The 22,018-nt window shown below is 68.6% G+C and carries 26 protein-coding genes, 1 tRNA gene and 1 other RNA gene; 15 read left to right on the top strand and 13 right to left on the bottom strand.

Annotated elements, in window-relative coordinates:
• The first annotated feature begins 134 nt into the window (after positions 1-134).
• The 6 genes from pepQ (at position 135) to cydX (ending at position 5,022) form a co-directional block, all read left to right on the top strand.
• Positions 135-1,454 carry a Xaa-Pro dipeptidase gene (pepQ, locus tag R5H19_RS02005; protein WP_318157297.1) on the top strand — a complete coding sequence of 440 codons (1,320 nt, stop codon included), beginning with the start codon at positions 135-137 and terminating at the stop codon, positions 1,452-1,454.
• Positions 1,455-1,463: 9 nt separating this feature from the next.
• Complete coding sequence (locus tag R5H19_RS02000; protein ID WP_318157296.1) at positions 1,464-1,883, top strand: hypothetical protein; 420 nt, start codon at positions 1,464-1,466, stop codon at positions 1,881-1,883.
• Between the two features lie 91 nt (positions 1,884-1,974).
• A complete protein-coding gene (gene cydP, locus R5H19_RS01995; RefSeq protein WP_318157295.1) occupies positions 1,975-2,190 on the top strand; it encodes a cytochrome oxidase putative small subunit CydP in 216 nt (71 codons plus the stop codon).
• A complete protein-coding gene (locus tag R5H19_RS01990) occupies positions 2,187-3,743 on the top strand; it encodes a cytochrome ubiquinol oxidase subunit I (protein WP_318157294.1) in 1,557 nt (518 codons plus the stop codon). The genes cydP and R5H19_RS01990 overlap by 4 nt, the downstream gene beginning before the upstream one ends.
• Positions 3,736-4,866, top strand: a complete 1,131-nt coding sequence (gene cydB / locus R5H19_RS01985) for a cytochrome d ubiquinol oxidase subunit II (RefSeq protein WP_318157293.1) — start codon at positions 3,736-3,738, stop codon at positions 4,864-4,866. The genes R5H19_RS01990 and cydB overlap by 8 nt, the downstream gene beginning before the upstream one ends.
• 15 nt (positions 4,867-4,881) lie before the next feature.
• Complete coding sequence (gene cydX, locus R5H19_RS01980; RefSeq protein ID WP_318157292.1) at positions 4,882-5,022, top strand: cytochrome bd-I oxidase subunit CydX; 141 nt, start codon at positions 4,882-4,884, stop codon at positions 5,020-5,022.
• 118 nt (positions 5,023-5,140) lie between these two features.
• Here cydX and R5H19_RS01975 read toward each other — a convergent pair whose 3' ends face one another.
• Together R5H19_RS01975 and R5H19_RS01970 are read right to left on the bottom strand one after the other, a co-directional pair.
• Positions 5,141-6,502 (bottom strand): aminopeptidase P N-terminal domain-containing protein, encoded by a 1,362-nt coding sequence (locus R5H19_RS01975; protein ID WP_318157291.1) that lies wholly within the window; start codon positions 6,500-6,502, stop codon positions 5,141-5,143.
• Positions 6,499-7,062 (bottom strand): UPF0149 family protein, encoded by a 564-nt coding sequence (locus tag R5H19_RS01970; RefSeq protein WP_318157290.1) that lies wholly within the window; start codon positions 7,060-7,062, stop codon positions 6,499-6,501. Before R5H19_RS01970 ends, R5H19_RS01975 begins: the two co-directional genes overlap by 4 nt.
• 112 nt (positions 7,063-7,174) lie before the next feature.
• On the opposite strand from R5H19_RS01970, the gene R5H19_RS01965 reads away from it, so the two are divergent.
• From R5H19_RS01965 to rpiA, 6 genes are all read left to right on the top strand, one after another.
• A complete protein-coding gene (locus R5H19_RS01965) occupies positions 7,175-7,414 on the top strand; it encodes a TIGR02449 family protein (RefSeq protein ID WP_318158133.1) in 240 nt (79 codons plus the stop codon).
• 8 nt (positions 7,415-7,422) lie between these two features.
• Positions 7,423-7,731 carry a cell division protein ZapA gene (locus tag R5H19_RS01960; protein WP_318157289.1) on the top strand — a complete coding sequence of 103 codons (309 nt, stop codon included), beginning with the start codon at positions 7,423-7,425 and terminating at the stop codon, positions 7,729-7,731.
• Positions 7,732-7,808: 77 nt separating this feature from the next.
• Positions 7,809-7,995, top strand: a non-coding RNA gene (gene ssrS, locus R5H19_RS01955) — 6S RNA.
• A 66-nt stretch (positions 7,996-8,061) separates the two neighbouring features.
• Positions 8,062-8,682, top strand: coding sequence for a 5-formyltetrahydrofolate cyclo-ligase (locus R5H19_RS01950; protein WP_318157288.1), 621 nt, complete (start codon positions 8,062-8,064; stop codon positions 8,680-8,682).
• Between the two features lie 11 nt (positions 8,683-8,693).
• Positions 8,694-9,131 carry an EVE domain-containing protein gene (locus R5H19_RS01945; protein ID WP_318158132.1) on the top strand — a complete coding sequence of 146 codons (438 nt, stop codon included), beginning with the start codon at positions 8,694-8,696 and terminating at the stop codon, positions 9,129-9,131.
• A gap of 34 nt (positions 9,132-9,165) precedes the next feature.
• Complete coding sequence (rpiA, locus tag R5H19_RS01940) at positions 9,166-9,807, top strand: ribose-5-phosphate isomerase RpiA (protein ID WP_318157287.1); 642 nt, start codon at positions 9,166-9,168, stop codon at positions 9,805-9,807.
• A 43-nt stretch (positions 9,808-9,850) separates the two neighbouring features.
• On the opposite strand, the gene R5H19_RS01935 is transcribed toward rpiA, so the two are convergent.
• The 4 genes from R5H19_RS01935 to rplM form a co-directional block, all read right to left on the bottom strand.
• A complete protein-coding gene (locus tag R5H19_RS01935) occupies positions 9,851-11,821 on the bottom strand; it encodes a chloride channel protein (RefSeq protein WP_318157286.1) in 1,971 nt (656 codons plus the stop codon).
• A 239-nt stretch (positions 11,822-12,060) separates the two neighbouring features.
• Positions 12,061-12,135: transfer RNA gene (locus R5H19_RS01930), tRNA-Gln, on the bottom strand.
• 11 nt (positions 12,136-12,146) lie between these two features.
• Positions 12,147-12,539: a 30S ribosomal protein S9 gene (gene rpsI / locus R5H19_RS01925; protein ID WP_007509587.1), complete on the bottom strand. Its 393-nt coding sequence runs from the start codon at positions 12,537-12,539 to the stop codon at positions 12,147-12,149.
• A gap of 10 nt (positions 12,540-12,549) precedes the next feature.
• Positions 12,550-12,978, bottom strand: a complete 429-nt coding sequence (gene rplM / locus R5H19_RS01920; RefSeq protein WP_318157284.1) for a 50S ribosomal protein L13 — start codon at positions 12,976-12,978, stop codon at positions 12,550-12,552.
• 267 nt (positions 12,979-13,245) lie between these two features.
• Here rplM and coq7 point away from each other — a divergent pair, with 267 nt between their 5' ends.
• Positions 13,246-13,887 carry a 2-polyprenyl-3-methyl-6-methoxy-1,4-benzoquinone monooxygenase gene (coq7, locus tag R5H19_RS01915; protein ID WP_318157283.1) on the top strand — a complete coding sequence of 214 codons (642 nt, stop codon included), beginning with the start codon at positions 13,246-13,248 and terminating at the stop codon, positions 13,885-13,887.
• 63 nt (positions 13,888-13,950) lie between these two features.
• Here the strand turns inward: coq7 and speD are convergent, their stop codons facing one another.
• Entirely contained in the window at positions 13,951-14,736 is a 786-nt protein-coding gene (gene speD, locus R5H19_RS01910; RefSeq protein WP_318157282.1) for an adenosylmethionine decarboxylase, read from the bottom strand.
• Positions 14,737-15,025: 289 nt separating this feature from the next.
• On the opposite strand from speD, the gene crp reads away from it, so the two are divergent.
• Together crp and R5H19_RS01900 are read left to right on the top strand one after the other, a co-directional pair.
• Positions 15,026-15,727: a cAMP-activated global transcriptional regulator CRP gene (crp, locus tag R5H19_RS01905; protein WP_318157281.1), complete on the top strand. Its 702-nt coding sequence runs from the start codon at positions 15,026-15,028 to the stop codon at positions 15,725-15,727.
• Positions 15,728-15,820: 93 nt separating this feature from the next.
• The gene (locus R5H19_RS01900) at positions 15,821-16,567 is read left to right on the top strand and encodes a sulfite exporter TauE/SafE family protein (RefSeq protein WP_318157280.1); all 747 of its coding nucleotides are present in this window, start codon (positions 15,821-15,823) and stop codon (positions 16,565-16,567) included.
• Positions 16,568-16,573: 6 nt separating this feature from the next.
• On the opposite strand, the gene R5H19_RS01895 is transcribed toward R5H19_RS01900, so the two are convergent.
• From R5H19_RS01895 to R5H19_RS01870, 6 genes are all read right to left on the bottom strand, one after another.
• Positions 16,574-17,233, bottom strand: coding sequence for an HAD family hydrolase (locus tag R5H19_RS01895; protein WP_318157279.1), 660 nt, complete (start codon positions 17,231-17,233; stop codon positions 16,574-16,576).
• 20 nt (positions 17,234-17,253) lie between these two features.
• A complete protein-coding gene (trpC, locus tag R5H19_RS01890; protein ID WP_318157278.1) occupies positions 17,254-18,048 on the bottom strand; it encodes an indole-3-glycerol phosphate synthase TrpC in 795 nt (264 codons plus the stop codon).
• Positions 18,049-18,138: 90 nt separating this feature from the next.
• The gene (gene trpD, locus R5H19_RS01885; RefSeq protein WP_318157277.1) at positions 18,139-19,197 is read right to left on the bottom strand and encodes an anthranilate phosphoribosyltransferase; all 1,059 of its coding nucleotides are present in this window, start codon (positions 19,195-19,197) and stop codon (positions 18,139-18,141) included.
• Positions 19,194-19,790: an aminodeoxychorismate/anthranilate synthase component II gene (locus R5H19_RS01880; RefSeq protein ID WP_318157276.1), complete on the bottom strand. Its 597-nt coding sequence runs from the start codon at positions 19,788-19,790 to the stop codon at positions 19,194-19,196. The genes trpD and R5H19_RS01880 overlap by 4 nt, the downstream gene beginning before the upstream one ends.
• A gap of 108 nt (positions 19,791-19,898) precedes the next feature.
• The gene (locus R5H19_RS01875; RefSeq protein WP_318157275.1) at positions 19,899-21,134 is read right to left on the bottom strand and encodes a cation:dicarboxylase symporter family transporter; all 1,236 of its coding nucleotides are present in this window, start codon (positions 21,132-21,134) and stop codon (positions 19,899-19,901) included.
• Positions 21,131-21,910, bottom strand: a complete 780-nt coding sequence (locus R5H19_RS01870; RefSeq protein ID WP_318157274.1) for a L,D-transpeptidase family protein — start codon at positions 21,908-21,910, stop codon at positions 21,131-21,133. Before R5H19_RS01870 ends, R5H19_RS01875 begins: the two co-directional genes overlap by 4 nt.
• Positions 21,911-22,018: the final 108 nt, after the last annotated feature.

Here is a 22,018-nt window from a genome sequence, read left to right as displayed (position 1 = left end):
GCAGCGTGCAGGCGTCATCATGACGCCCTGCCTTCCCTTCCCCCAGTTCAGGCACGGGCCGCGCCGGCCCTGCGCGCCGCCGCGGCAGGCGCAAGCGATCCGGTCGCCGCACGCTCCGCTGCCGAGGAGTCACCATGCACGACCCGCTCGCCTCGCTGTATCCGCACCACCTGGCCACCGTGTGCGAACGCGCCGACAAGGCGCTCGCGCTGGGCGGCTTCGACCATCTGCTGGTCGCCGCCGGCACGCCGCTGCGCAAGTTCCTCGACGACCAGGACTATCCGTTCGTCGCCAACCCGCACTTCAGGCACTGGCTGCCGCTGGATGGCGCGCCGGGCAGCTGGATCGCGTACACCCCTGGAGCGAAGCCGAAACTGGTGTTCGTGCAGCCGCGCGATTACTGGCACGTGGTGCCGGAGGCGCCGCGCGGCTACTGGGTCGAGCACTTCGACATCGTCATCGTGCGCAGCGCGGCGGAAGCCATCGCGCAATTGCCGGCGGGCAAGCGCGCGGTGATCGCAGCGGCCTGCCCCGGCATCGACGGCGTGGAGGTCAACAACCCGCAGCCGGTGCTCGACTGCCTGCACTGGCACCGCTCGTACAAGACCCCGTACGAGTTGGCGCTGATGCGCGAAGCCAGCCGCATCGGCACGCGCGCGCACCGCGCTGCCGAGGCCGCCTTCCGCGCCGGGCGCAGCGAGTTCGGCATCCACCTGACCTACCTTGCCGCCGCGCGCCAGACCGATGCCGAGCTGCCCTACGCGAGCATCGTCGGCCTCAACGAGCACGGCGCGGTGCTGCACTACACGCACTTCGACCGCCTGCCGCCGCGCGAAAGCCGTTCGTTCCTGATCGACGCCGGCGCCAGCGCCGCCGGCTACGCCAGCGACATCACGCGCACCTACGCCGCGCCGCAGGCGGGCGAGTTCCAGGCGCTGATCGACAGCGTCGACGCCGCCCAGCAGGGCTTCGTGGCGAAAGTGCGCGCCGGGCAAAGCTACCCGGAGCTGCACATCCACGCCCACCACGTCATCGCCGGCGTGCTGCGCGAGCACGGCTTCATCCGCATGAGCGCGGAGAGCGCCGTCGAGTCCGGCGTCAGCAGCGCGTTTTTCCCGCACGGCCTGGGCCACCCGATCGGCCTGCAGGTGCACGACGTCGCCGGCTTCCAGGCCAGCGAACGCGGCGGCAGCATCCCGCGTCCGGAAGGCCACCCGTACCTGCGCATGACCCGCGTGCTGGAACCCGGGATGGTGGTGACGATCGAGCCGGGCCTGTACTTCATCGACATGCTGCTGGCCGAACTGCGCGACAAGCCGGTCGCCGGCGACGTCGACTGGGCGAAGGTGGACCATTTCCGCCAGTACGGCGGCATCCGCATCGAGGACGACGTGGCCTGCACCGACGGCGCCCCGGAAAATCTCACCCGCGACGCGTTCGCCACGCCGGCGTAGCAGGTCGCCATGCCTCCGCCCGGCCTGCCGACCCGGTCCCCGCCCCGCAACGGCCTGCCCGCCTGGGCCTGGCTGCTGATCAGCGGCATGCTGGCCCTGGTGCTGGCCGTCGGCAGCCTGGTCGTGTGGGGTTGGTCGATTTTTGTCGGCCAGGCACGCACGGCCCTCGCGGAGCACCCTGCCGTCATCGAACACATCGGCCGCATCGACGGCATCTCCGCCGACTTCGTCGCCATGGGCGCCATCGACGACGACGACACCTTCGTGTTCCGCCTGCGCGGCAGCCGCGGCAACGGCACCGCGGTGGCCCGCTTCGTCTCGACCAACGCCGACCAGGAGCGCATCGCCGGCGGCACGCTGCGCCTGCCCGACGGCTCCAGCGTGCCGCTGGACCCGCCGCCGGCCGCTGACGACGACGAGCTCGACTGACGGCCCGCCGGGTCCGCTGCGACATTCGTCCACACCGGGACGACATCCGCGCGGCGTATGCTGCTCGCCAGGCAATGCACGAATCCGTCGCATGTCCAGTCCAACCGCCACCGATGCCCCGCCCGAAGGCTTCAGTCCGCTGCGCCGATTGACGCTGGAGCTGTTCGTCGTCGTCGCGCTGAAGATCGCGGCGCTCGCGCTGATCTGGTGGGTGGCGTTCGCGCCACAACCGAAACCCGATGCCAGCCCGGGCGCCGTCGCGCAGCGGCTGGCCCCTGCCGCCGCGCCGCCGGAAGCCAAACCATGATCCTGATCGACGCCGATGTCGTCACGCTGTCGCGCCTGCAGTTCGCGCTGACCGCGCTGTACCACTTCCTGTTCGTGCCGCTGACGCTGGGGCTGGTGTGGATGCTGGCGATCATGGAGAGCGTCTACGTGATGACCGGGCGCGAGGTGTGGAAGCGCATGGTGCAGTTCTGGGGCGTGCTGTTCGGCATCAACTTCGCGATGGGCGTGGCCACCGGGGTGACCATGGAGTTCCAGTTCGGCATGAACTGGGCGTACTACTCGCATTACGTCGGCGACATCTTCGGCGCGCCGCTGGCGATCGAGGGGCTGATGGCGTTCTTCCTCGAAGCCACCCTGGTCGGCGTGTTCTTCATGGGCTGGGAGCGCATCTCGCCGATCAAGCACCTGCTGGTGACCTGGTTCCTGGCGCTGGGCACCAGCCTGTCGGCGCTGTGGATCCTGATCGCGAATGCGTGGATGCAGCATCCGGTGGGCTCCGCCTTCAACGCCGAGACGATGCGGATGGAAGTGACTTCGTTTTCCGAGGTGTTCTTCAACCCGGTGGCGCAGGAGAAATTCGTGCACACGGTGAGTGCCGGCTACGTGCTGGGCGCGATGTTCGTGCTGTCGATCAGCGCGTGGTACCTGCTGCGTGGGCGCAATGTGGATTTCGCCAAGCGCTCGATGACGGTGGCGGCCAGCTTCGGGCTGGCGGCGGCGCTGTCGGTGGTGGTGCTGGGTGACGCGTCCGGCTACACCGTGTCGCTCAACCAGAAGATGAAGATGGCCGCGATCGAGGCGATGTGGCATACCGAGCCGGCGCCAGCCGCGTTCACCCTGTTCGGCCTGCCCGACATGCAGCAGCGCACCACGCATTACGCGGTACGGATTCCGTGGGTGATGGGCCTGATCGGCACCCGCTCGCTCGACGAAACGATGCCCGGCATCGCCGAACTGGTGGACGCCGCCAAGGGCCGCATCGACAACGGCATCCAGGCCTACGACGCGATGCTGATGCTGCGCCAGGACCGGGACAACGCGCAGGCGAAGGCCACGCTGGCCGCGCATGACAAGGACCTGGGCTACGCGCTGCTGCTGAAGAAATACGTCGACGATCCGCGCCGGGCCACGCCGGCGGACATCCAGAAAGCCGCCGATTCGACCATCCCGAACGTGCCGGTGCTGTTCTGGGCGTTCCGCATCATGGTCGCCTGCGGCTTCTATTTCATCGCGCTGTTCGCGCTCTCGTTCTGGAAGGCCAGCAAGCGCACGCTGGACCGTCAGCGCTGGTACCTGCGCCTGGCGCTGTGGAGCCTGCCGCTGCCGTGGCTTGCTGCCGAGCTGGGCTGGGTCGTGGCCGAGTACGGCCGCCAGCCGTGGGCGATCGAGGGCGTGCTACCCACCGCGCTGGGCGTGTCGTCGGTCAGCGCAGGCCAGGTGCTGACTTCGCTGGGCGGCTTCGTGTTGTTCTACACCGCGCTGGCCATCGTCGACGTGTTCCTGATGCTGAAGTTCGTGCGCAAGGGGCCGGACGGCCTGGGCATCTGGCCGCGGGGAGAGCGCCATGTTTGATTACGCCACGCTGCGGGTGATCTGGTGGGCCCTGTTGGGCACGCTGCTGATCGGTTTCGCGATCATGGACGGCTTCGACTTCGGCGTCGCCGGCCTGCTGAAGGTGCTGGGCCGCGACAACGAGGAACGGCAAGTGCTGCTGGAGGGCATCGAACCGACCTGGGAAGGCAACCAGGTGTGGTTCATCCTGGCCGGCGGCGCCGCCTTCGCGGCGTGGCCGATGCTCTACGCAGTGTCGTTCTCCGGCATGTATTTCGCCATCGCACTGGTGCTGCTGGCGCTGATCCTGCGCCCGGTCGGCTTCAATTTCCGCGGCAAGATCCGCGACCCGCGCTGGGCCTCGCTGTGGGACTGGGTGCTGACCGTCTCGGGCCTGGTGGTGATGCTGGTGGCCGGCGTCGCCTTCGGCAACCTGTTCCTCGGCCTGCCGTTCCGTTTCGACGGCGACCTGCGCATGAGCTGGCATGGCGGCTTCTTCGACCTGCTGCACCCGTTCGCGCTGCTGTGCGGGCTGGTCTCGCTGGGCATGCTGCTGGCGCACGGTGCCTGTTTCGCCGCATTGAAAGCCGATCATGCGATCGCCGCGCGCGCGGTGACGATCGCGCGCTGGACCACGCTGTGCTTCGCCGCACTGTACGTGCTGGCCGGCGCGTGGCTAGCCTATGGCATCCCCGGCTACGCGGTCGTCGGCCCGGCCGCGACCGCGGGCGTTTCCAACCCGCTGCTCAAGCAGGTCGCGACCGGCGGCAGCTGGTTCGCCGGCTACCTGCAGTACCCGTGGTTCTGGGCCGCGCCGCTGCTGGCGCTGGCCGCGGCGGTCGGCGTGCAGGTGCTGGTCGGGCGGCGCAACGTGGCCGGCTTCGTCGCCAGCAGCCTGATGGTGGGCGGCACGATCGCCTCGGCCGGCTTCGCGCTGTTCCCGTTCCTGCTGCCCTCCAGCCTCGACCCGCATTCCAGCCTCACCGTGTGGGATGCCTCGTCGAGCCGCGGCACGCTGCAGCTGATGCTGCTGGCCACCCTGGTGCTGCTGCCGGTGGTGATCCTCTACACCGGCTGGGTGTACCGGGTGATGCGCGGGCGGGTCACGCTGGAGCAGGTGCGCCGTGCGCACGGCGGCTATTGAAGGGAGGACGGAACGATGTGGTATTTCGCGTGGATCCTCGGGCTGGGCCTGGCCTGCGCCTTCGCCATCCTCAACGCCATGTGGTACGAAGTGCATGCCACCGACGAGGCGCATCGCCTGCAGGAAGACTCGCAGATGCCGGACGAGCTGACCTGACGACGCTCTGACCCCGCTCGTCCCGGGCGCAGTGCAGCGGAGTCGAGGCGCCATCGGTCCGTGCGGAGCACCGCATGTCGAGGCAATGCACTTCGACTTCGATCCTGCCGGTGCGCGCTCAGGACGAACGGGACAAGGCAACCCGCGCGGCCAGCAACGCCTCGATCGCCTCGGCCTCTTTCGGCACCGCGGCGGTCAGTACTTCGTTGCCGTCGCGGGTCACCGCCACGTCGTCCTCGATGCGGATGCCGATGCCGCGCCAGCGCTCGGCCACCGAGTGGTCGTCCGGCGGCACGTACAGGCCCGGTTCCACCGTCAGCACCATGTCCGCTTCGAGCAGGCGCGACTCGCCGCCGACCCGGTAGTCGCCGACGTCGTGCACGTCCAGCCCCAGCCAGTGGCCGGTCCTGGCGGGGAAGTAGCGCCGGTAGCTGCCGTCGGCAATCACCGCGTCGGCAGCGCCCCTGAGCAGGCCCAGCTCGCACAGGCCCTCGGCCAGCACGCGCACTGCCGTCGTGTGCGCGGCGCCGAACGGCCGCCCCGGGCGCACCTCGTCGATCGCCGCCAGCTGCGCGGCCAGCACCACTTCGTACAGCGCGCGCTGCTCGCGGCTGTAGCGGCCGCCGACCGGGAACGTGCGGCTGATGTCGGATGCGTAGCAGTCCAGCTCCGCGCCAGCGTCGATCAGCAGCAGCTCGCCATCGCGCAACGCCGCGCGGTTGCTCTGGTAGTGCATCACGCAGGCGTTCGCGCCGCCGGCGACGATCGGCGGGAACGCCGGCACCGCGCCGCGGCTGCGCATCACGCGCAGCAATTCGGCTTCCACCTCGTACTCGTGGCGCCCCGGCGCGGCGACCTGCATCGCGGCCAGGTGTGCCTCCACCGCGATCGCGGCGGAGGCACGCATCAGCTTCAACTCGGCGCGCGACTTGTACAGGCGCAGGTCGTGCAGCAGGTGGCCGAGCGCCACGAACTCCTTCGGCACCACGCCGCCGCCGCGCAGCTGGCGCAGGCGGCGCATCCAGCCGAGCAGTTGCGCATCGAACGCCGGCTCGCGGCCGAAATGGCAGTACACGCGGCCGCGGCCCTCGATCATGCCGGGCAGGATGTCGTCGATGTCCTCGATCGGGAAGGCGTCGTCCATGCCGTAATCGGCCACTGCCCGTTCGGTGCCGATCGACTGGCCATGCCAGCGCTCGCGCGCCGGATCGTGCTCGCGGCAGAACAGCACCGCCTCGCCGTGCCGGCGCCCCGGCAGCAGCGCCAGCACCGCATCGGACTCGGGGAAGCCGGCCAGGTAATGGAAGTCCGAATCCTGCCGGTACGGCCACGCCGCATCGGCGTTGCGCATGCGTTCGGGCGCGGCGGCCACCAGCAGCACCGCGTCCTCGCCGGCCATTTGCATCAGCTGGCGCCGGCGGCGCGCGAATTCGTCCGGGCCGATCGCCAACGCGGCCAGTGTCGGGGCGCTCGGAATCAATGCACGCTGCCGCTGGCGGACGGACCGGGCGCGGCGCACTCGGCAAACAGCAGCATCGCGGCGACGCGCACGAACTCCTGCACTTCCACCAGCGCGTCCTCGTCCTCGTCTTCATCGCTGAAATCGAACGACGAAGCGGCGATCGTGCCGAGATCGCGCAACACTTCCTGCGCCTCGTCCGACAATTGCGCGTGCGCCGCCGCGCCGGCCAGGCCGAAACCGCCGAGGAAACCGCGGCACCAGTCGACCGTCGCCTCGGCGCGCTCTTCCAGCGGGCGGTCATCCTCAGGCAGCAACGGCTCGAAGCCGAGCTCGGGATCGGCCAGCTCGGCTTCGCTCTGCCGGGCCAAGCGGTCGAGCAGGGCCAGGTCGTCCGCGGTGACGTCGGTCGCCTCGCCGTCAAGCTGCAGCGCGGCCAGCACCGGGGTGCCGCGCAACGAGCCGCCGCCGGCCAGGTAGCCGCACAGCGAGCCATGCAATTCGCTGGCTTCAGTGCCAAGGCGCAGGCGCACGATCAGCGCGTCGATGTCGTCATGGCCTACCAGCCCGGGTGCCGTCATGGCGATGCTCCTTCGAGGGAATGGCCGCCAGTTTAATGCAGCCGCCGCGCCCGCCATCGCTCCTGCCGCCAGGCGGGCTGACTTCCGCCGGGGTCCTGTTATAGTTTCGTGCATGAGCACGCCTGAGCCCCTTCAGCCCGATCCGGTCCATCAGGAGTTGGCCGCGCTGACCCAGCAGCTTGACCGGCTGCTCGACACAGTGCGCCGGCTCGCCGAGGAAAACCGCAGCCTGCGCCAGAGCCAGGAGCAACTGTCCGGCGAGCGCGCGGGCCTGCTGGCGCGCAACGAGCAGGCCCGCAGCCGCGTCGAGGCGATGATCCAGCGGCTCAAATCGCTTGAAAGCAACGGTTGACAGAACCCATGTCCAGCAGTGAACCGGTCGCGCTGCGACTGATCGATCGCGAATTCCTGATCGCCTGCGCGCCGGAAGAGCGCGAGGGCCTGCTCGAGGCCGCCGGCTTCCTCGACCGCAAGATGCGCGAACTGCGCGCCAACGCGAAGGCGCCCAGCTTCGAACGGCTGGCGGTGCTGACCGCGATCAGCGTGGCGCACGAATTCCTCAGCCTGCGCAAGCAGCACGACAACCAGGAGCAGCGCCTCAGCGACGGTCTTGCCGCGCTGCGAAGCAAGCTCAATGCCGTCCTCGACAGCGAGTCGCTCAGGCGCTGATCCGGCAGCGCGCGAGCTGCGGCCGACCATTCCCGGCAGTGGCACATTCCCGGGCAAGCGCCTAGAATCGTTCGTGGCGTTTTCTGCGATGTGCGCCAGCACACTGTTACATTTGCCTTGTTCCTACATACGGCCCCGGGTCGGCTTCACATCGGCTGTTGTGCATGTCCGCCACGTGCGGAAAGCCTTGAGGCCATGTAGCTCTCCCACCTGATCCATCGTGGATCAAGGTCGTTCGGTGGGCAGCGGCATCGCGGTTGACGCCACTCATTCCCCCACCCCGTCCGTCCCGCGACGAACGGGGCGAACTACGACGGAGCTGCGCGAAACGTGGACGCCCTCGCCCGACGACGCGAACTTCGCCAACGCCTCGCCGAACAACGTCGCGCCCTGTCGCCGACCGAGCGTATCGCCGCCGCGCAGGGCCTGCGCCGCAGCCTCGAACGGCTGCCCGAATACCTCACCGACGCGCGCGTGGCCGGCTACTGGGCCAGCCACGGCGAGCTGCCGTTGAACCTGGCGATCGCGCCGCTGGCCGGCCGCGGCCAGCAGTTCCTGCTGCCGGTGATCGACCACGGCAAGCAGCTGCGTTTCGCACCATGGCAGGCCGGCGACGCGGTGCGGCCGAACCGCTACGGCATTCCCGAACCCGTCGCGCCGACCGGGCTGCTGGAACCGTTCCAGCTCGATCTGGTGTTCGTGCCGCTGCTCGGCTTCGACCGTCGCGGCCACCGCCTCGGCCACGGCGGCGGCTACTACGACCGCAGCTTCGCCTTCCTCAACGAGCAGGTACGCCCGACCGAGCCGCTGCTGGTCGGCATCGCCTACTCCTTCCAGGAATTGCCCGCGATCGACGAGGAAGACTGGGACGTCCCGCTCGATTTCGTCGCCACCGAGCGTGAACTGATCGACTGCCACACGCCTGCCCCAGCACCGGAGACCGCCGCGTGAACCACTGGCTGATGAAGTCCGAGCCCGAGGCATTCTCGATCGACGACCTCAAGCGCAAGAAGCGCGAGGCATGGGACGGCGTGCGCAACTACCAGGCGCGCAACTACATGCGCGACGGCATGCGCGTGGGCGACAAGGTATTTTTTTACCACTCCAACTGCGCCGAGCCCGGCATCGTCGGCGTCGCCGAAGTCGCTACCGATGCCTACCCCGACCCCAGCCAGTTCGACCCGAAGAGCAAGTACTTCGACCCCGGCAGTTCGCGCGACAACCCGCGCTGGATGCTGGTCGACGTGAAGTTCGTGAAGAAGCTCAAGCGCACGATCACGCTCAAGGAGCTGCAAGCCGACCCCGCGCTGGACGGCATGGTGCTGCTGCGCAAGGGCAGCCGGCTGTCGGTGCAACCGGTGGAGGCGGCGCACTGGAACCACATACTGACGCTGGAATGAGCGCCATCCGATTTCTCTTCACCGGAACCCATCCATGAGCAACGCCAACGAAAAACGTCAGGCCGGCGAGGCCGCGATCCGCTATGTCGAGGACGGCGCCATCGTCGGCGTCGGCACCGGCTCCACCGTGGCGTTCTTCATCGACGCGCTGGCCGACCTGAAGGATCGCATCCAGGGCGCGGTGTCCAGCTCGGAACAGTCCACCGCGCAGTTGAAGAAGCTGGGCATTCCGGTGCTCGACCTCAACGCCACCGGCCCGTTGACGCTCTACGTCGACGGCGCCGACGAGTGCGACCCGTACAAGCGGCTGATCAAGGGCGGCGGCGCCGCGTTGACCCGCGAGAAGATAGTGGCGGCGGCCAGCGAGAAATTCGTCTGCATCATCGACTCCAGCAAGCGGGTCGAGCTGCTCGGCAAGTTCCCGGTGCCGATCGAGGTGATCCCGATGGCGCGCAGCCTGATCGGCCGCGAGATCGTCAAGCGCGGCGGCCAGCCGGTATGGCGCGACGGCGTCATCACCGACAACGGCAACTGGATCATCGACGTGCACGGCTGGCAGATCGTCGATCCGGCGGCACTGGAGAGCGAGCTGAACCAGCTGCCCGGCATCGTCACCGTCGGTCTGTTCGCGCGGCGGCCGGCTGACGTGGTGCTGATCGGCGACCACGAGATGTAAGGCGCTGGCGGCCCGGCGCAGCGGGCCGCCCACACTGGCTCCCTCAGGGCTTCTTCGAGCCGCGGGCGTGCCCGTAACCTTCCATCAGGTCGCCGGCGGCCGGGCGCGGCTTCAGGCCGTCGCGGAAACGCAAGTGGCGCGAGGATTCGCGCGCCTCGCGCAGGCGCCGCGCATGGGCAGCGAGGATGTCGCCGCGGGTGAGGATGCCCACCAGCCGGCGCGAGTCGCCCTTGCCCACCACGATCAGCCGCCCGACCTTCTCCGCCACCATGTGGTCGGCCGCCTCGCGCAGCGAGTGGCTTTCGGTCACCGCGATGGGCTGGCGCGTCACCAGTTCGCCGAGGGTCTGGGTGTAGTGCCACTGCGGATCGAGCAGGGTGCGCCGGGTCAGCACGCCGTACACCCGGCCGCTCCCGTCCACCACCGGGAAACCCTGGTGGCGCGTCTCCGGCGCGCCGTCGTTGAGCCAGGGGCGCACCTCGGCCAGGGTCTGGCTGGCCCGGAGCGTCACCACCTCGCGCGAACACACGTCGCCCACCGCCACCTGTTCGAGGTAGTCCGCCGCGTACTCGGAGGGCACGCGCACGCCGCGGCGGGCGATCTTCTCGGTCATGATGGTGTTGCGCATGAGCAGCGCCGAGATCAGGTAGGCCGCGGTGCAGCCGCCCAGCAGCGGCAGCAGCGCCGCCGGCTGGCGCGTGGTCTCGAAGGCGAACACCACCGCCGTCAGCAGCGCCCGGGACGAGCCGGCGAAGATCGCCGCCATGCCCACCAGCGCGGCAATGCGCAGGTCGATGTGGAAGCCGGGCAGCACGTGGTTGAGGCCGATGGCCAGCACCGCCCCCAGCGAACCGCCGATCATGAACAGCGGCGCCAGCGTGCCGCCGGAGGTGCCGCTGCCCAGCGAGATCACCCAGGAGACGAATTTCAGCGCGCCGAAGCTGAGCAGCACGGCGAGGCCGAAATGCCCCTGCACCAACGCGTCGATGTTGTCGTAGCCCACGCCCAGGGTGCGCGGGTCGATCCAGCCCACGAAGCCGGCGACCAGCGCCCCGATGACGGGCCACCACATCCAGTGGATCGGCAGTTTCTCGAACAGATCCTCGACGCCGTACACCGCGCGGGTCACCCAGATCGAGGCGTAGCCGACCAGGCCGCCGATCAGTACGAAACCGGCCAGCGCCAGGCTGCCGGGCTCGGGCACCTCAGGCATCGGGAACACCGGCCCCGCGCCGTAGCTGGCGTAGCGCACGCCCACCGCGGTCACCGTGGCCAACGCCACCGGAATCAGCGATCGCGGGCGCAGTTCGAACAACAGCAGTTCCACCGCCAGCACCAGCGAGGCCACCGGCGCGCCGAACACCGCCGCCATGCCCGCCGCCGCGCCGGCCGCCAGCAGCACCTTGCGCTCGTTGGCGGTCACCCGCAGCAGCTGGCCGATCAGCGAACCCAGCGCGCCGCCGGTGGAGATGATCGGGCCTTCGGCACCGAACGGGCCGCCGGTGCCGATGGCGAAGGCGGAGGACACCGGCTTGAGCCAGGTCATCCGCGCGGGGATGTTCGATTCGTTGGTGAGGATCTGCTCCATCGCCTCGGGAATGCCATGGCCCTGGATCGCGCGCGAGCCCCAACGCGCCATGATGCCGGCGGCCAGGCCGCCGATGGCCGGCATCAGGATCACCCAGGCGCCGATGGAGGTGCCAGCCGGCGACAGCACGAACGAACCCGGTTTCGCATTCGGTCCGATCACATCCGAGATGCGGCCGTAGTAGCACAGGTCGGTGATGAGGTTGATCAGCAGCATCAGCAGCTGGGCGACATAGGCCGCCGCCACGCCCAGGATCACCGCCAGCACGCTGATCAGAAGGATCCGGTGGGTGACCAGGGTGGATTTGCGCGGCATGCGCGCCGCATCCAGCGACAACCCCAGCGCGGGGGCAACCGGCAGGGCGTCGGTGCTGCCGGTGGTGCGCACGTCGGCATGGCCGGTGGGGGCGTCAGAGCTGGGCGTCATCCGGGTTTCGCTGCGTAAAACGGAAATTTTACGCTGCTGCGGTGCAGAAAAGAAGAAGGAAAATCGCGCAATTGTGCGTAATTTCCTGCGATTTCTCGCATTTACCGCGAACGTGACCACCCCTCCGCCCCACCGTCAGCGCGCGGCCAGACGCGGTACCGCCCACACGAAAATGCCCGCCGGAGGGCGGGCATTCGGCCGGGTCGTCACGCATCGCTGCGTGCGCCGGCATCTGGATTTGGCAGCCCCGGATGGATTCGAACCACCGAATGCCTGAGTCAGAGTCAGGTGCCTTACCGCTTGGCGACGGGGCTGTGGAGCTAGTTTAGCGCTTCGAGAACTGCGTGGCGCGACGTGCCTTGTGCAGACCGACCTTCTTGCGCTCGACCTCGCGGGCGTCGCGGGTCACGAAGCCGGCCTTGCGCAGCGGCGACTTCAGGCTTTCGTCGTACTCGATCAGCGCGCGGGCGATACCCAGGCGGATCGCGCCGGCCTGGCCGGTGATGCCGCCGCCGGCAACCGTCACCTTGATGTCGAACTTGTCGGTGTTCTGGGTCAGTTCGAGCGGCTGGCGCACGATCATGCACGAAGTCTCGCGGCCGAAGAACTGCTCGAGCGACTTGCCGTTGACCTCGATCGCGCCCTTGCCCTTGCGCAGGAACACGCGGGCGGCGGAGGTCTTGCGGCGACCGGTGCCGTAATTCTGCTGGGTTGCCATGCTCATTTCCTTAAATCTCCAGCGCCTGCGGCTGCTGTGCGGTATGCGGGTGCTCGGCACCGCCGTAGACCTTGAGCTTGCGGTACATCTCGCGGCCCAGCGGGTTCTTCGGCAGCATGCCCTTGACGGCGATCTCGATCACGCGCTCCGGGTAGGTCGCCAGCAGATCCTTCAGGCTGATGGTCTTCAGGTTGCCGACGTAACCGGTGAAGCGGTGGTACATCTTGTCGTCCAGCTTGGCGCCGGTGACCGCCACCTTCTGCGCGTTGATCACCACGATATAATCGCCGGTGTCGCAGTGCGGGGTGTATTCCGGCTTGTGCTTGCCGCGCAGACGACGGGCAATTTCGGTCGACAGGCGACCGAGCGTCTTGTTCGTGGCATCGACCACGAACCAGTCGCGCTTGACGTTGTCGGCATTGGCGCTAAACGTTTTCATTTCAGAATACCTGTCTGCCGCCGTGAGGCGGTACGCATGATTCAGGAAAGCATGCTTCGGTGGAACAAAGGCGCGAGATGATAACGGAGCCGTCATCTACGGCGCAAGCCCACCGGCCGGCGAGCTGTGAGCTGGCGATGATAGCATGGGCACCGGGCCGCTTGAAAAGCCCCCGGCGCGACGCGGACGGCAAGGTCGCACCTGAAGCGCTGCGGTAGACCCCTTTCCCCGCAGCCCTGCCGGCCGAACAACTGCAACGGGAATCCCATGAACGTGCGTACGCTGAGCCCCCTCGACCGCCTGCTCGCCGGCTGCGAGCGCGCACTGGAAGCGATTGCCGGCACGCCCGCGGCGCACCGCCGCTCGCCCGCCGCCGGGCTGGACGAGGCCACGCTGGACGAGGCCGAGCGGCGGCACGCCGCCGGCCTGATGCGCGTCAACCATACCGGCGAGGTCTGCGCGCAGGCGCTGTACTTCGGCCAGGCCGCGCTGGCGCGCCATACCGACAACCGCCTGCACCTGCTGCATGCCGCCACCGAGGAAACCGACCACCTGGCCTGGTGCGCCGAGCGCCTGCGCGAGCTGGACAGCCGCCCCAGCCTGCTCAATCCGTTGTGGTACGCCGGCAGCTACGCGATCGGCGCCGCTGTGGCACTGGCCGGCGACCCGCTCAGCCTGGGCTTCGTGGTGGAAACCGAGCATCAGGTGGAGGCCCACCTGGCCGAGCACCTGGAAAAACTGCCCGCACAGGACGAACGCTCGCGCGCCGTGCTGGCGCAGATGCAGGCCGATGAAATCCGTCATGCGCAAAACGCGCAGGCGCGCGGCGGCATCGAGCTGCCGTTTCCGCTGCCACAGTTGATGCACCTGAGCTCGATGGTGATGAAGACGGTGGCGTATCGCGTGTAGGGGCCCGCTCGCGGGCTCCTACCCAGCCAGGGAAAGAAAACCCGCCTTTCGGCGGGTTTTTCGTCACATCAGATTGCGGCCGTGGAACAGCTCCTCGATCTCGCGGCGCAGCAGCGACTCGATGCGCTGGCGCTCCTTGAACGAAAGGTCGTCGGCGTGCGACTCAAACAGGTAGGTATCGAGGTCGAAGTCCTTGATGTGCATCTTCGTGTGGAACATGTTCTCCTGGTACACGTTGACGTCGAACATCTCGTACTTCTGGCGGATGTGCTTGGCCAGGTAGTCCTGCACCGAATTGATCTTGTGGTCGATGAAGTGCTTCTTGCCCTTCACGTCGCGGGTGAAGCCGCGCACGCGGTAATCACACACCACGATGTCGGACTCGAAGCTGTCGATCAGGTAGTTCAGGGCCTTCAGCGGCGAGATCACCCCGCAGGTGGCCACGTCGATGTCCGCGCGGAACGTCGCGATGCCGTTGTGCGGATGCGTTTCCGGGTAGGTATGGACGGTGATGTGGCTCTTGTCCATGTGCGCCACCACGGCGCCGGCGATCGCATCGCGGCCCAGCTTCTCCACCACCGGCTCCTCGGAGATCAGAATGGTCACCGAGGCACCCTGCGGGTCGTAGTCCTGGCGGGCCACGTTGAGGATGTTCGCGCCGATGATCTCGGCCACGTCGGTGAGGATCTGGGTCAGGCGGTCGGCGTCGTACTGCTCGTCGATGTACTCGATGTAGCGGCGGCGCTGGTCCTCGGACACCGCGTAGCAGATGTCGTAGATGTTGAAACTCAGCGCCTTGGTCAGGTTGTTGAAACCCTGCAGACGCAGACGAGGAAGTGGCTTGACCACGGGCGGCTCTCCATGACCGGATGTCCGGCCAGCAGCAGAGGCGGGTTAGCGACAAGGGTCCCCGCGGTATGGTGTGAAGCGCTGGCGATGGCCCGCGCGACCCTTGTGAACCGCATGCGGCAACCTCGCCGCATCCGGAAGACCGCGAAGTATGAGGCAAAAAGAAAAGAAATTGAACCTGCGACTGGCGCCCAGGTTTGCCATAATGCCAAGCTTGCAGGGAAGATCCATCGGCACGAACGTCGTGCGGCAACGGTTGCCACTGTTTAATGACAACCTTCGGTAGGGGATGATCGTGGCGCAACTCAAGTACCAGCTCCAACAGGCTTTTGAACGCTCACAGGCACCGCTCGGCTTCGCGCCGGACCCGGCTGCGATGGAGCGCTTCCTGGCCCTTTGCCACCGCCGGCGCTACCCGGGCAAGACCGCCATCATCCGCCCCGGCGATCCGGCCAACACCCTGTACTACGTGGTCGAAGGCTCGCTGGCGGTATGCACCGAAGACGAGCAGGGGCGTGAACTGATCCTCGCCTACATCAGCCGCGGCCAGTTCATCGGCGAGATGGGCCTGTTCGTGGAGCAGGCGCAGCGCGAATCCATGGTGCGCACGCGCACCCCGTGCGAAATGGCCGAAGTCAGCTACGAGCGCCTGTTCCAGCTGATGGAAGGACCGCTGCGCGAGGAATGCCCGAAGATCCTGTTCGCGATCGGCTCGCAGCTGACCAACCGCCTGCTGCGTACCTCGCGCCAGGTCAGCCGGATGGCGTTCATGGACGTCACCAACCGCATCTCGCGCACCCTGCTCGACCTGTGCCAGGAGCCGGATGCAATGACCCATCCCGACGGCACCCAGATCCGCATCTCGCGCCAGGAAGTGAGCCGCATCGTCGGCTGCTCGCGCGAGATGGTCGGCCGCGTGCTCAAGCAGTTGGAGGAACAGCGCATGATCGACGTCTCCGGCAAGACCATCGTGGTGCGCGGCACGCGCTGATCCCTCACGGGATCCGCCACGCCTGCCGTCCGAACCGTTTTTTTACGGAAACCGGTCGAGGATGGCGCTCCGCCACCGGTTGCGAGACAGCGCTTGGATTACGGACAGTTCTTCGTCTTTGCCGGTGTCGGCCTGCTCGCCCAGATCGTCGACGGAGCCTTGGGCATGGCCTATGGCCTGGTGTCCAACTCGATCCTGCTGGCGCTGGGCCTGCCACCGGCGGTAGCCAGCGCCACCGTGCACACCGCCGAGGTGTTCACCACCGGCGTCTCCGGCGCCTCGCACGCCTGGTTCGGCAACGTGCGCTGGAAACTGTTCTGGCAACTGGCCATTCCCGGCGCGATCGGCGGCATCCTGGGCGCGACCTTCCTGGCCAACGTACCGGGCGAGGCAATCCGGCCCTGGGTCAACGCCTACCTGCTGATCCTCGGCACGATGGTGCTGCTGCGTGCGTTCGGCCGGCGGCTGAGCCGCCATCGGGTGCAGCACAGCGGCACGCTGGGCTTCTTCGCCGGCCTGCTCGACGCGATCGGCGGCGGCGGCTGGGGTCCGCTGGCCACCAGCACCCTGATCGCGCGCGGCGGCGGCGTGCGCAGCACGATCGGTTCGGTCAACGCCGCCGAGTTCGTGGTGACGATCTGCATCTCCGCCACGCTGGTCTGGCACGTCGGTGCCGGCCACTGGCCGATCGTGCTGGGCCTGCTCACCGGCGGCGTGATCGCCGCGCCGTTCGCGGCGTGGCTGGTGCGGCACCTGCCCGAGCGCGCCGTGATGGCGGCGGTGGGCAGCCTGATCGTGCTGATCAGCCTGGGCCAGCTGGCGCGGCTGGCCGTCGCCTGACGCGCCTCAGAACCACTCGACGCGGCCGATGGTGCGGCCGAGCGCCTTCTCCATCTTCTTGCACAGCGCGGGCGTGCCGTTGACCAGCACGGCCTCGGCGGCCTGCTTCAGCATCGCCGCGTCGTACATCGAATCGCCATAGGCGACCTGCCAGGCATCGATGCCGTGCTCGGCCAGCGACTGCACCTTGCGCCGGCCCACGTTGTGCCGCCGCAGCCGCATGCCGAACCAACCGGGCCGCAGCTGCGAGGCAAGCACCTCCAGGCCGTCCAGGCCCAGCTGCTGCAGGATGCCGCAGGCCAGGGTCTGCTCGCAGCCGGTGACCACGATCACGCGGTCGCCCGCCAACTGGTGCCGGCGCAGCGCCTGCAGGCCACCGCGGCAGAACTGCCGCGGTCGCCGCGCCAAGACGGCGGCGAACGCGGTCGCGGCGGTCTGGTAACGCCGCTCGCCCAGCCCGAGCAGGCCGATGCCCGCCAGCACGCGCAGCGGCCAGCGGCGCGAGAACGGCCGCAGCAACAGCAGCAGCGGCGCGGCCAGCAGCGCCAGCACGTAGCGCCACGGCGCACGGCGATAGCGCTCGCGCACAAACAGGTAGAACGAATCGCCGTGGATCAGCACGCCGTCGAAATCGAACAGCACCACCCGCGGCGCTGCCACCGCCATCTCCCCCTGCGGCATGGCGGTCACGGCAGCGCGAACAGTCGCTTCAGCTCGCTGCCCGGATCCTCCGCGCGCATGAACGCCTCGCCGACCAGGAACGCCTGGATGCCGCCTTCGCGCAGGCGTTTCACGTCTTCCGGGGTGTGGATGCCGGATTCGGCCACCAGCACGCGGTCGTACTCGATCATCGCCTGCAGCGTCAGCGAGGTCTCCAGCGAGGTCTCGAACGTGCGCAGGTTGCGGTTGTTCACGCCGATCAGCGGCACCGGCAACGCCATCGCGCGCTCCAGTTCCTCCTCGTCGTGCACCTCGCACAGCACGTCCAGGTCGAGCTCCGCCGCCAGCAGCGACAGCTGCAGCAGCACGTCGTCGTCCAGCGCCGAGACGATCAGCAGCACGCAGTCGGCACCGATCGCGCGGGCCTCGTACACCTGGTACGCGTCGATGATGAAGTCCTTGCGCAGCACCGGCAGCGAGCATGCCGCGCGCGCCTGCTGCAGGAACGCCTCGCTGCCCTGGAAGAAGTCGCTGTCGGTCAGCACCGACAGGCAGGCCGCGCCGGCGGCCGCGTAGCTCCTGGCGATCGCGGCCGGGTCGAAATCCGTGCGGATCAGCCCCTTGCTCGGGCTGGCCTTCTTCACCTCGGCGATCACCGCCGGCAGGCCGGCGTCGATCTTCGCCTCGATGGCCGCGGCAAAACCGCGGGTGCCGGGCAGCTCCGCGATGCGCGCGGCCAGTTCGGTTTCCGGCAGCCGGGCCCGGCGTTCGGCGACCTCTTCCGCCTTGCGGGCAAGAATGCGATTGAGGATGTCAGTCATGGCATCTCACTGATGGTGTGGGAGCGCATCCCGTGCGCGACAGGAACCCCGGCGCAGCGGGCAACTGCAGCTTCGCACACCGCGGTTGTCCTAGCGTGAACCGGCAAGCCGCCGGGTGGCCGCCACGAAGGCCTGCATTCTCGCATGCGCGGCGCCGCTGGCAATCGTGGCGCGGGCCAGCTCGATGCCTTCGCCGATCGAAGCGGCCACGTCGGCGGTGTACAGCGCCGCGCCGGCGTTCAGGCAGACGATGTCATGCGCCACGCCGTGGCGACCCTGCAGCACGTCCAGCAGCATCGTCTTCGACTCGTCCGCATTCTCCACGCGCAGGTTGCGGCTGGACGCCATCGCCAGGCCGAAATCCTCCGGTTCCACCTCGTACTCGCGCACCACGCCGTCGCGCAATTCGCCGACCAGGGTCGCCGCGCCCAGCGAGATCTCGTCCAGCCCGTCGCGGCCCCACACCACCAGCGCGTGCTGCGCGCCGAGCTGCTGCAGCGCGCGCACCTGGATGCCGACCAGGTCGGGATGGAACACGCCCATCAGGATGTTCGGCGCACCGGCCGGGTTGGTCAGCGGCCCCAGGATGTTGAACAGCGTGCGCACGCCCATTTCCTTGCGCACCGGCGCCACCACCTTCATCGCCGGATGATGGTTCGGCGCGAACATGAAGCCGATGTCGGTCTCGGCCATGCACGCGGCCACCTGCGCCGGCGCCAGCTCGATCGCCGCGCCCAGCGCTTCCAGCACGTCGGCACTGCCGGACTTCGACGACACGCTGCGCCCGCCGTGCTTGGCGATGCGCGCGCCGGCCGCCGCCGCCACGAACATCGCCGTGGTGGAAATGTTGAAGCTGGAAGCGCCGTCGCCGCCGGTGCCGACGATGTCGACGAAGTGCTCGTGCGGCGGCGCCTCCACCTTCGCCGACAGCTCGCGCATCACCCGCGCAGCGCCGGTGATCTCGCCCACGGTTTCCTTCTTCACGCGCAGGCCGGTGATGATCGCCGCGGTCATCAGCGGGCTCACCTCGCCGTTCATGATCTGGCGCATCAGCGCGATCATCTCGTCGTGGAAGATCTCGCGATGCTCGATGGTGCGCTGCAGGGCCTCCTGCGGCGTGATGGTGATGGCGCGCAGATGGTCGTTCATGCCGCCGCCCTCAGCGGCTGGCCCAGAAAATTGCGCAGCAGGTCATGGCCGTGCTGGGTCAGGATCGATTCGGGATGGAACTGCACGCCCTCGACCGCCAGCGTCCTGTGGCGCAGGCCCATGATCTCGTCGATCGAGCCGTCCGGGTTTTCCGTCCACGCGGTGACTTCCAGGCAATCGGGCAGCGACGACTGCTCCACCACCAGCGAGTGGTAGCGCGTGGCCTCGAACGGATTCGGCAGGCCGGCAAACACGCCCTGCCCGCGATGGATCACCGGCGAGGTCTTGCCATGCATGATCTGCCTGGCGCGGATCACCTTGCCGCCGAACACCTGGCCGATCGCCTGGTGGCCCAGGCACACGCCGAACACCGGGATCTCGCCGGCCAGTTCGCGCAGCACGTCCAGCGACACGCCCGAATCGTCCGGCGTGCCCGGCCCCGGCGAAATCATGATGTGCGAGGGCTTCAGCGCGCGGATGCCGGCCACGTCCAGCGCATCGTTGCGCACCACCTTGACCGCCTGCCCCAACTCGCCCAGGTACTGCACGAGGTTGTAGGTGAAGCTGTCGTAGTTGTCGATCATCAGCAGCATGGCGCGCCTTGCGGGACATGGCGGCGCAGCGCGCCGGGCACGGCATTATAGCCGTGCCGTCCGCTCCGGTTCCGCCAGCGGCGCAAGCCGCACCCGCCAGGCCTCCGCTCAGGCGGTATCGCGCCGTGACTGCCGCGCCACCACGCTGGTGGCGGTGAGGTCACCGGTGACGTTGCCCAGCGTGGCCAGCGCGTCGGGAATGGTGTCGACTGCCAGCATCAGGCCGAGCGGGCTGAGCGGCAGGCCCATTGCCTGCGCCACCGGCAGGTTGGTGGCGATGAAGGTGACCTGGCCCGGCAGGCCCACCGAACCCAGGCTGATCACCACCGCCAGCAGCGCGCCGGCCAGCAACTGCGCGGTGGTCAGGTCGATGCCGTAGGCCCAGGCGATGAACACCGCGGAAGTGACGTACTGCACCGGGCTGGTCAGGCGGAACAGGCTCACCGCCATCGGCAGCACCAGCGCGGCCACCTGCTGCGGGTAGCCGAGCCGGCGGTCGGCGCTTTCCAGCATCGCCGGCAACGAGGCCAGCGAGGACTGCGTGCTGATCGCCACCGCCTGCGCCGGCACCAGCGCCAGCGCGAAACGGCGCAGCTTCTCGCCGCCGAAGGCCACCGCCAGCGGCAGCATCATCGCGGTGACCGCGAGGTACAGCAGGCACTCGACCAGCACGTACACGCCCAGCGCGCTGAGCATGCCCAGGCCGGAGCGGGCGCACACCGACAGGATCAGCGCGAACACGCCCAGCGGCGCGATCCACAGCACCCAGCGCACGATCACGATCATCGCGTCGCTGATCGCCTGGAAGAACTCCATCAACATCGCGCGCCGCGCCGGCGCGATGCGGGTCAGCGCGAAGCCGAGGAACAGCGCGAACACCACCAGCGGCAGCATCGCGCTCTGCGCGGCGGCCATGATCGCGTTGTTCGGCACGATCGCCACCAGCGTGTCGATCCAGTTCGGCGCCGCCTGCGCGGCCGCCGGCACGCTGGCGTGGTCGAGCGCCGTGATCAGCGCCGGGTTGTGCGGGAACAGCGAGAACACCAGCGGCGCGGCCAGCGCCGCGAACAGCGCGCCGCCGGTCAGTACCACGATGAACACCACGATCGCGCGGCGCGCGATGCGGCCCGAGGCGGCCGCGTCGGTGGCGGTGTTGACGCCCACGACCACCAGCGCCAGCACCAGCGGCACCACGGTCATCTGCAGCGCGTTCAGCCACAGCTTGCCGATCGGCTGCGCCACGCTGGCCACCTGCAACGCCACGGTTTCGTTCCAGCCGGCCAGCAGCAGGCCGATCAGCGCGCCGGTGGCCAGTCCCACCAGGACCCGGGTGGTCGCGCTCATTGCGCAGCACCCGCGGTGGCCAGCGCCGGCAGATGCCAGTCGGCGCGCAAGCGCTGGTACTCGGCCTGCGGCAGCAGCACGAAGACCGGATGCTGCTGCGGCTTCAGCCAGGCCAGCAGCGATTCCATCACCGCCGGCGTCATCGCGGTGCAGCCCGCGGTGGCGTCGTCAGGCGACTTCCACAGGTGCGCGAAGATGCAGCTGCCGCCCTGCGGCGCCGCCTGCGCGTTGTGCTCGATCACGAAGCCGAGCCGGTAGCGCTGGTCGCCGTTCACGTGCAGGTCGCGCCGCATCGGTTCGCTGGAACCCTTCACCGCGTCGGCACCGACCACGTTCGCGTCGACGATGCGGTTGTACTGCGCGGTGCCGCTGACATCCATGCACCAGTCGGTGGCGGTGAGCGCGCGATACGGCAGCGCGGTGGCCGCGTGCGCGGCGTAGCCGAACGCTTCGCCGATGCGGAATACCCCGGCCGGGCTGCGGTTGTCGCCTTCGCGCTTCACCGGGCCGCCGGTCTGCGGCGCGTTCAGGCCCAGGCCCCAGCCGGCACCGTTCTTGCCGATGGTCACCGGCGCAGGCGCAGCCACCTCCCGCCAGGCATCGCCATGGCGCTCGAAGGTGCGCAACTCGCCGTGATTGGTGTTCCAGTCGGCGGTGGTGACCACGATCATCTGGCGGGCGTTCTGCCAGGGCGCGTCCGCGGCGGCGGAATGCGCGGTGCCGACAAACACGATGGCAAACGCCAGCAAGGCAAGGGGGCGGCGGCAAACAGTCATCAGCTTTTCATCCGGCTATTCATCATCAAGCGAGGTGACAGACGCAGGAGCCCGCTTGCCGGCGATGCTTCCCGCACATCCCGAACCACGGCTCAAAAGCATCGCCCG

It is taken from the genome of Rhodanobacter sp. KK11 (assembly GCF_033345435.1).
Lineage (GTDB): Bacteria > Pseudomonadota > Gammaproteobacteria > Xanthomonadales > Rhodanobacteraceae > Rhodanobacter.
Note: the sequence above shows the minus strand (reverse complement) of the source record. Positions and strands in the feature narration are given on the sequence as shown.

What these genes read in the sequence shown, in the direction of transcription:
- R5H19_RS01965 (WP_318158133.1), top strand. Translation starts at nt 7,175, where the DNA reads ATGAGCACGCCTGAGCCCCTTCAGCCCGATCCGGTCCATCAGGAGTTG.
- R5H19_RS01945 (WP_318158132.1), top strand. Translation starts at nt 8,694, where the DNA reads ATGAAGTCCGAGCCCGAGGCATTCTCGATCGACGACCTCAAGCGCAAG.
- cydB (WP_318157293.1), top strand. Translation starts at nt 3,736, where the DNA reads ATGTTTGATTACGCCACGCTGCGGGTGATCTGGTGGGCCCTGTTGGGC.
- coq7 (WP_318157283.1), top strand. Translation starts at nt 13,246, where the DNA reads ATGAACGTGCGTACGCTGAGCCCCCTCGACCGCCTGCTCGCCGGCTGC.
- R5H19_RS01990 (WP_318157294.1), top strand. Translation starts at nt 2,187, where the DNA reads ATGATCCTGATCGACGCCGATGTCGTCACGCTGTCGCGCCTGCAGTTC.
- R5H19_RS01875 (WP_318157275.1), bottom strand. Translation starts at nt 21,134, where the DNA reads ATGAGCGCGACCACCCGGGTCCTGGTGGGACTGGCCACCGGCGCGCTG.
- rpiA (WP_318157287.1), top strand. Translation starts at nt 9,166, where the DNA reads ATGAGCAACGCCAACGAAAAACGTCAGGCCGGCGAGGCCGCGATCCGC.
- pepQ (WP_318157297.1), top strand. Translation starts at nt 135, where the DNA reads ATGCACGACCCGCTCGCCTCGCTGTATCCGCACCACCTGGCCACCGTG.
- cydX (WP_318157292.1), top strand. Translation starts at nt 4,882, where the DNA reads ATGTGGTATTTCGCGTGGATCCTCGGGCTGGGCCTGGCCTGCGCCTTC.
- cydP (WP_318157295.1), top strand. Translation starts at nt 1,975, where the DNA reads ATGTCCAGTCCAACCGCCACCGATGCCCCGCCCGAAGGCTTCAGTCCG.
- R5H19_RS01895 (WP_318157279.1), bottom strand. Translation starts at nt 17,233, where the DNA reads ATGGCGGTGGCAGCGCCGCGGGTGGTGCTGTTCGATTTCGACGGCGTG.
- R5H19_RS01935 (WP_318157286.1), bottom strand. Translation starts at nt 11,821, where the DNA reads ATGACGCCCAGCTCTGACGCCCCCACCGGCCATGCCGACGTGCGCACC.
- R5H19_RS01960 (WP_318157289.1), top strand. Translation starts at nt 7,423, where the DNA reads ATGTCCAGCAGTGAACCGGTCGCGCTGCGACTGATCGATCGCGAATTC.
- rpsI (WP_007509587.1), bottom strand. Translation starts at nt 12,539, where the DNA reads ATGGCAACCCAGCAGAATTACGGCACCGGTCGCCGCAAGACCTCCGCC.
- R5H19_RS01870 (WP_318157274.1), bottom strand. Translation starts at nt 21,910, where the DNA reads ATGACTGTTTGCCGCCGCCCCCTTGCCTTGCTGGCGTTTGCCATCGTG.
- trpD (WP_318157277.1), bottom strand. Translation starts at nt 19,197, where the DNA reads ATGAACGACCATCTGCGCGCCATCACCATCACGCCGCAGGAGGCCCTG.
- R5H19_RS01970 (WP_318157290.1), bottom strand. Translation starts at nt 7,062, where the DNA reads ATGACGGCACCCGGGCTGGTAGGCCATGACGACATCGACGCGCTGATC.
- crp (WP_318157281.1), top strand. Translation starts at nt 15,026, where the DNA reads ATGATCGTGGCGCAACTCAAGTACCAGCTCCAACAGGCTTTTGAACGC.
- R5H19_RS01880 (WP_318157276.1), bottom strand. Translation starts at nt 19,790, where the DNA reads ATGCTGCTGATGATCGACAACTACGACAGCTTCACCTACAACCTCGTG.
- R5H19_RS02000 (WP_318157296.1), top strand. Translation starts at nt 1,464, where the DNA reads ATGCCTCCGCCCGGCCTGCCGACCCGGTCCCCGCCCCGCAACGGCCTG.
- trpC (WP_318157278.1), bottom strand. Translation starts at nt 18,048, where the DNA reads ATGACTGACATCCTCAATCGCATTCTTGCCCGCAAGGCGGAAGAGGTC.
- rplM (WP_318157284.1), bottom strand. Translation starts at nt 12,978, where the DNA reads ATGAAAACGTTTAGCGCCAATGCCGACAACGTCAAGCGCGACTGGTTC.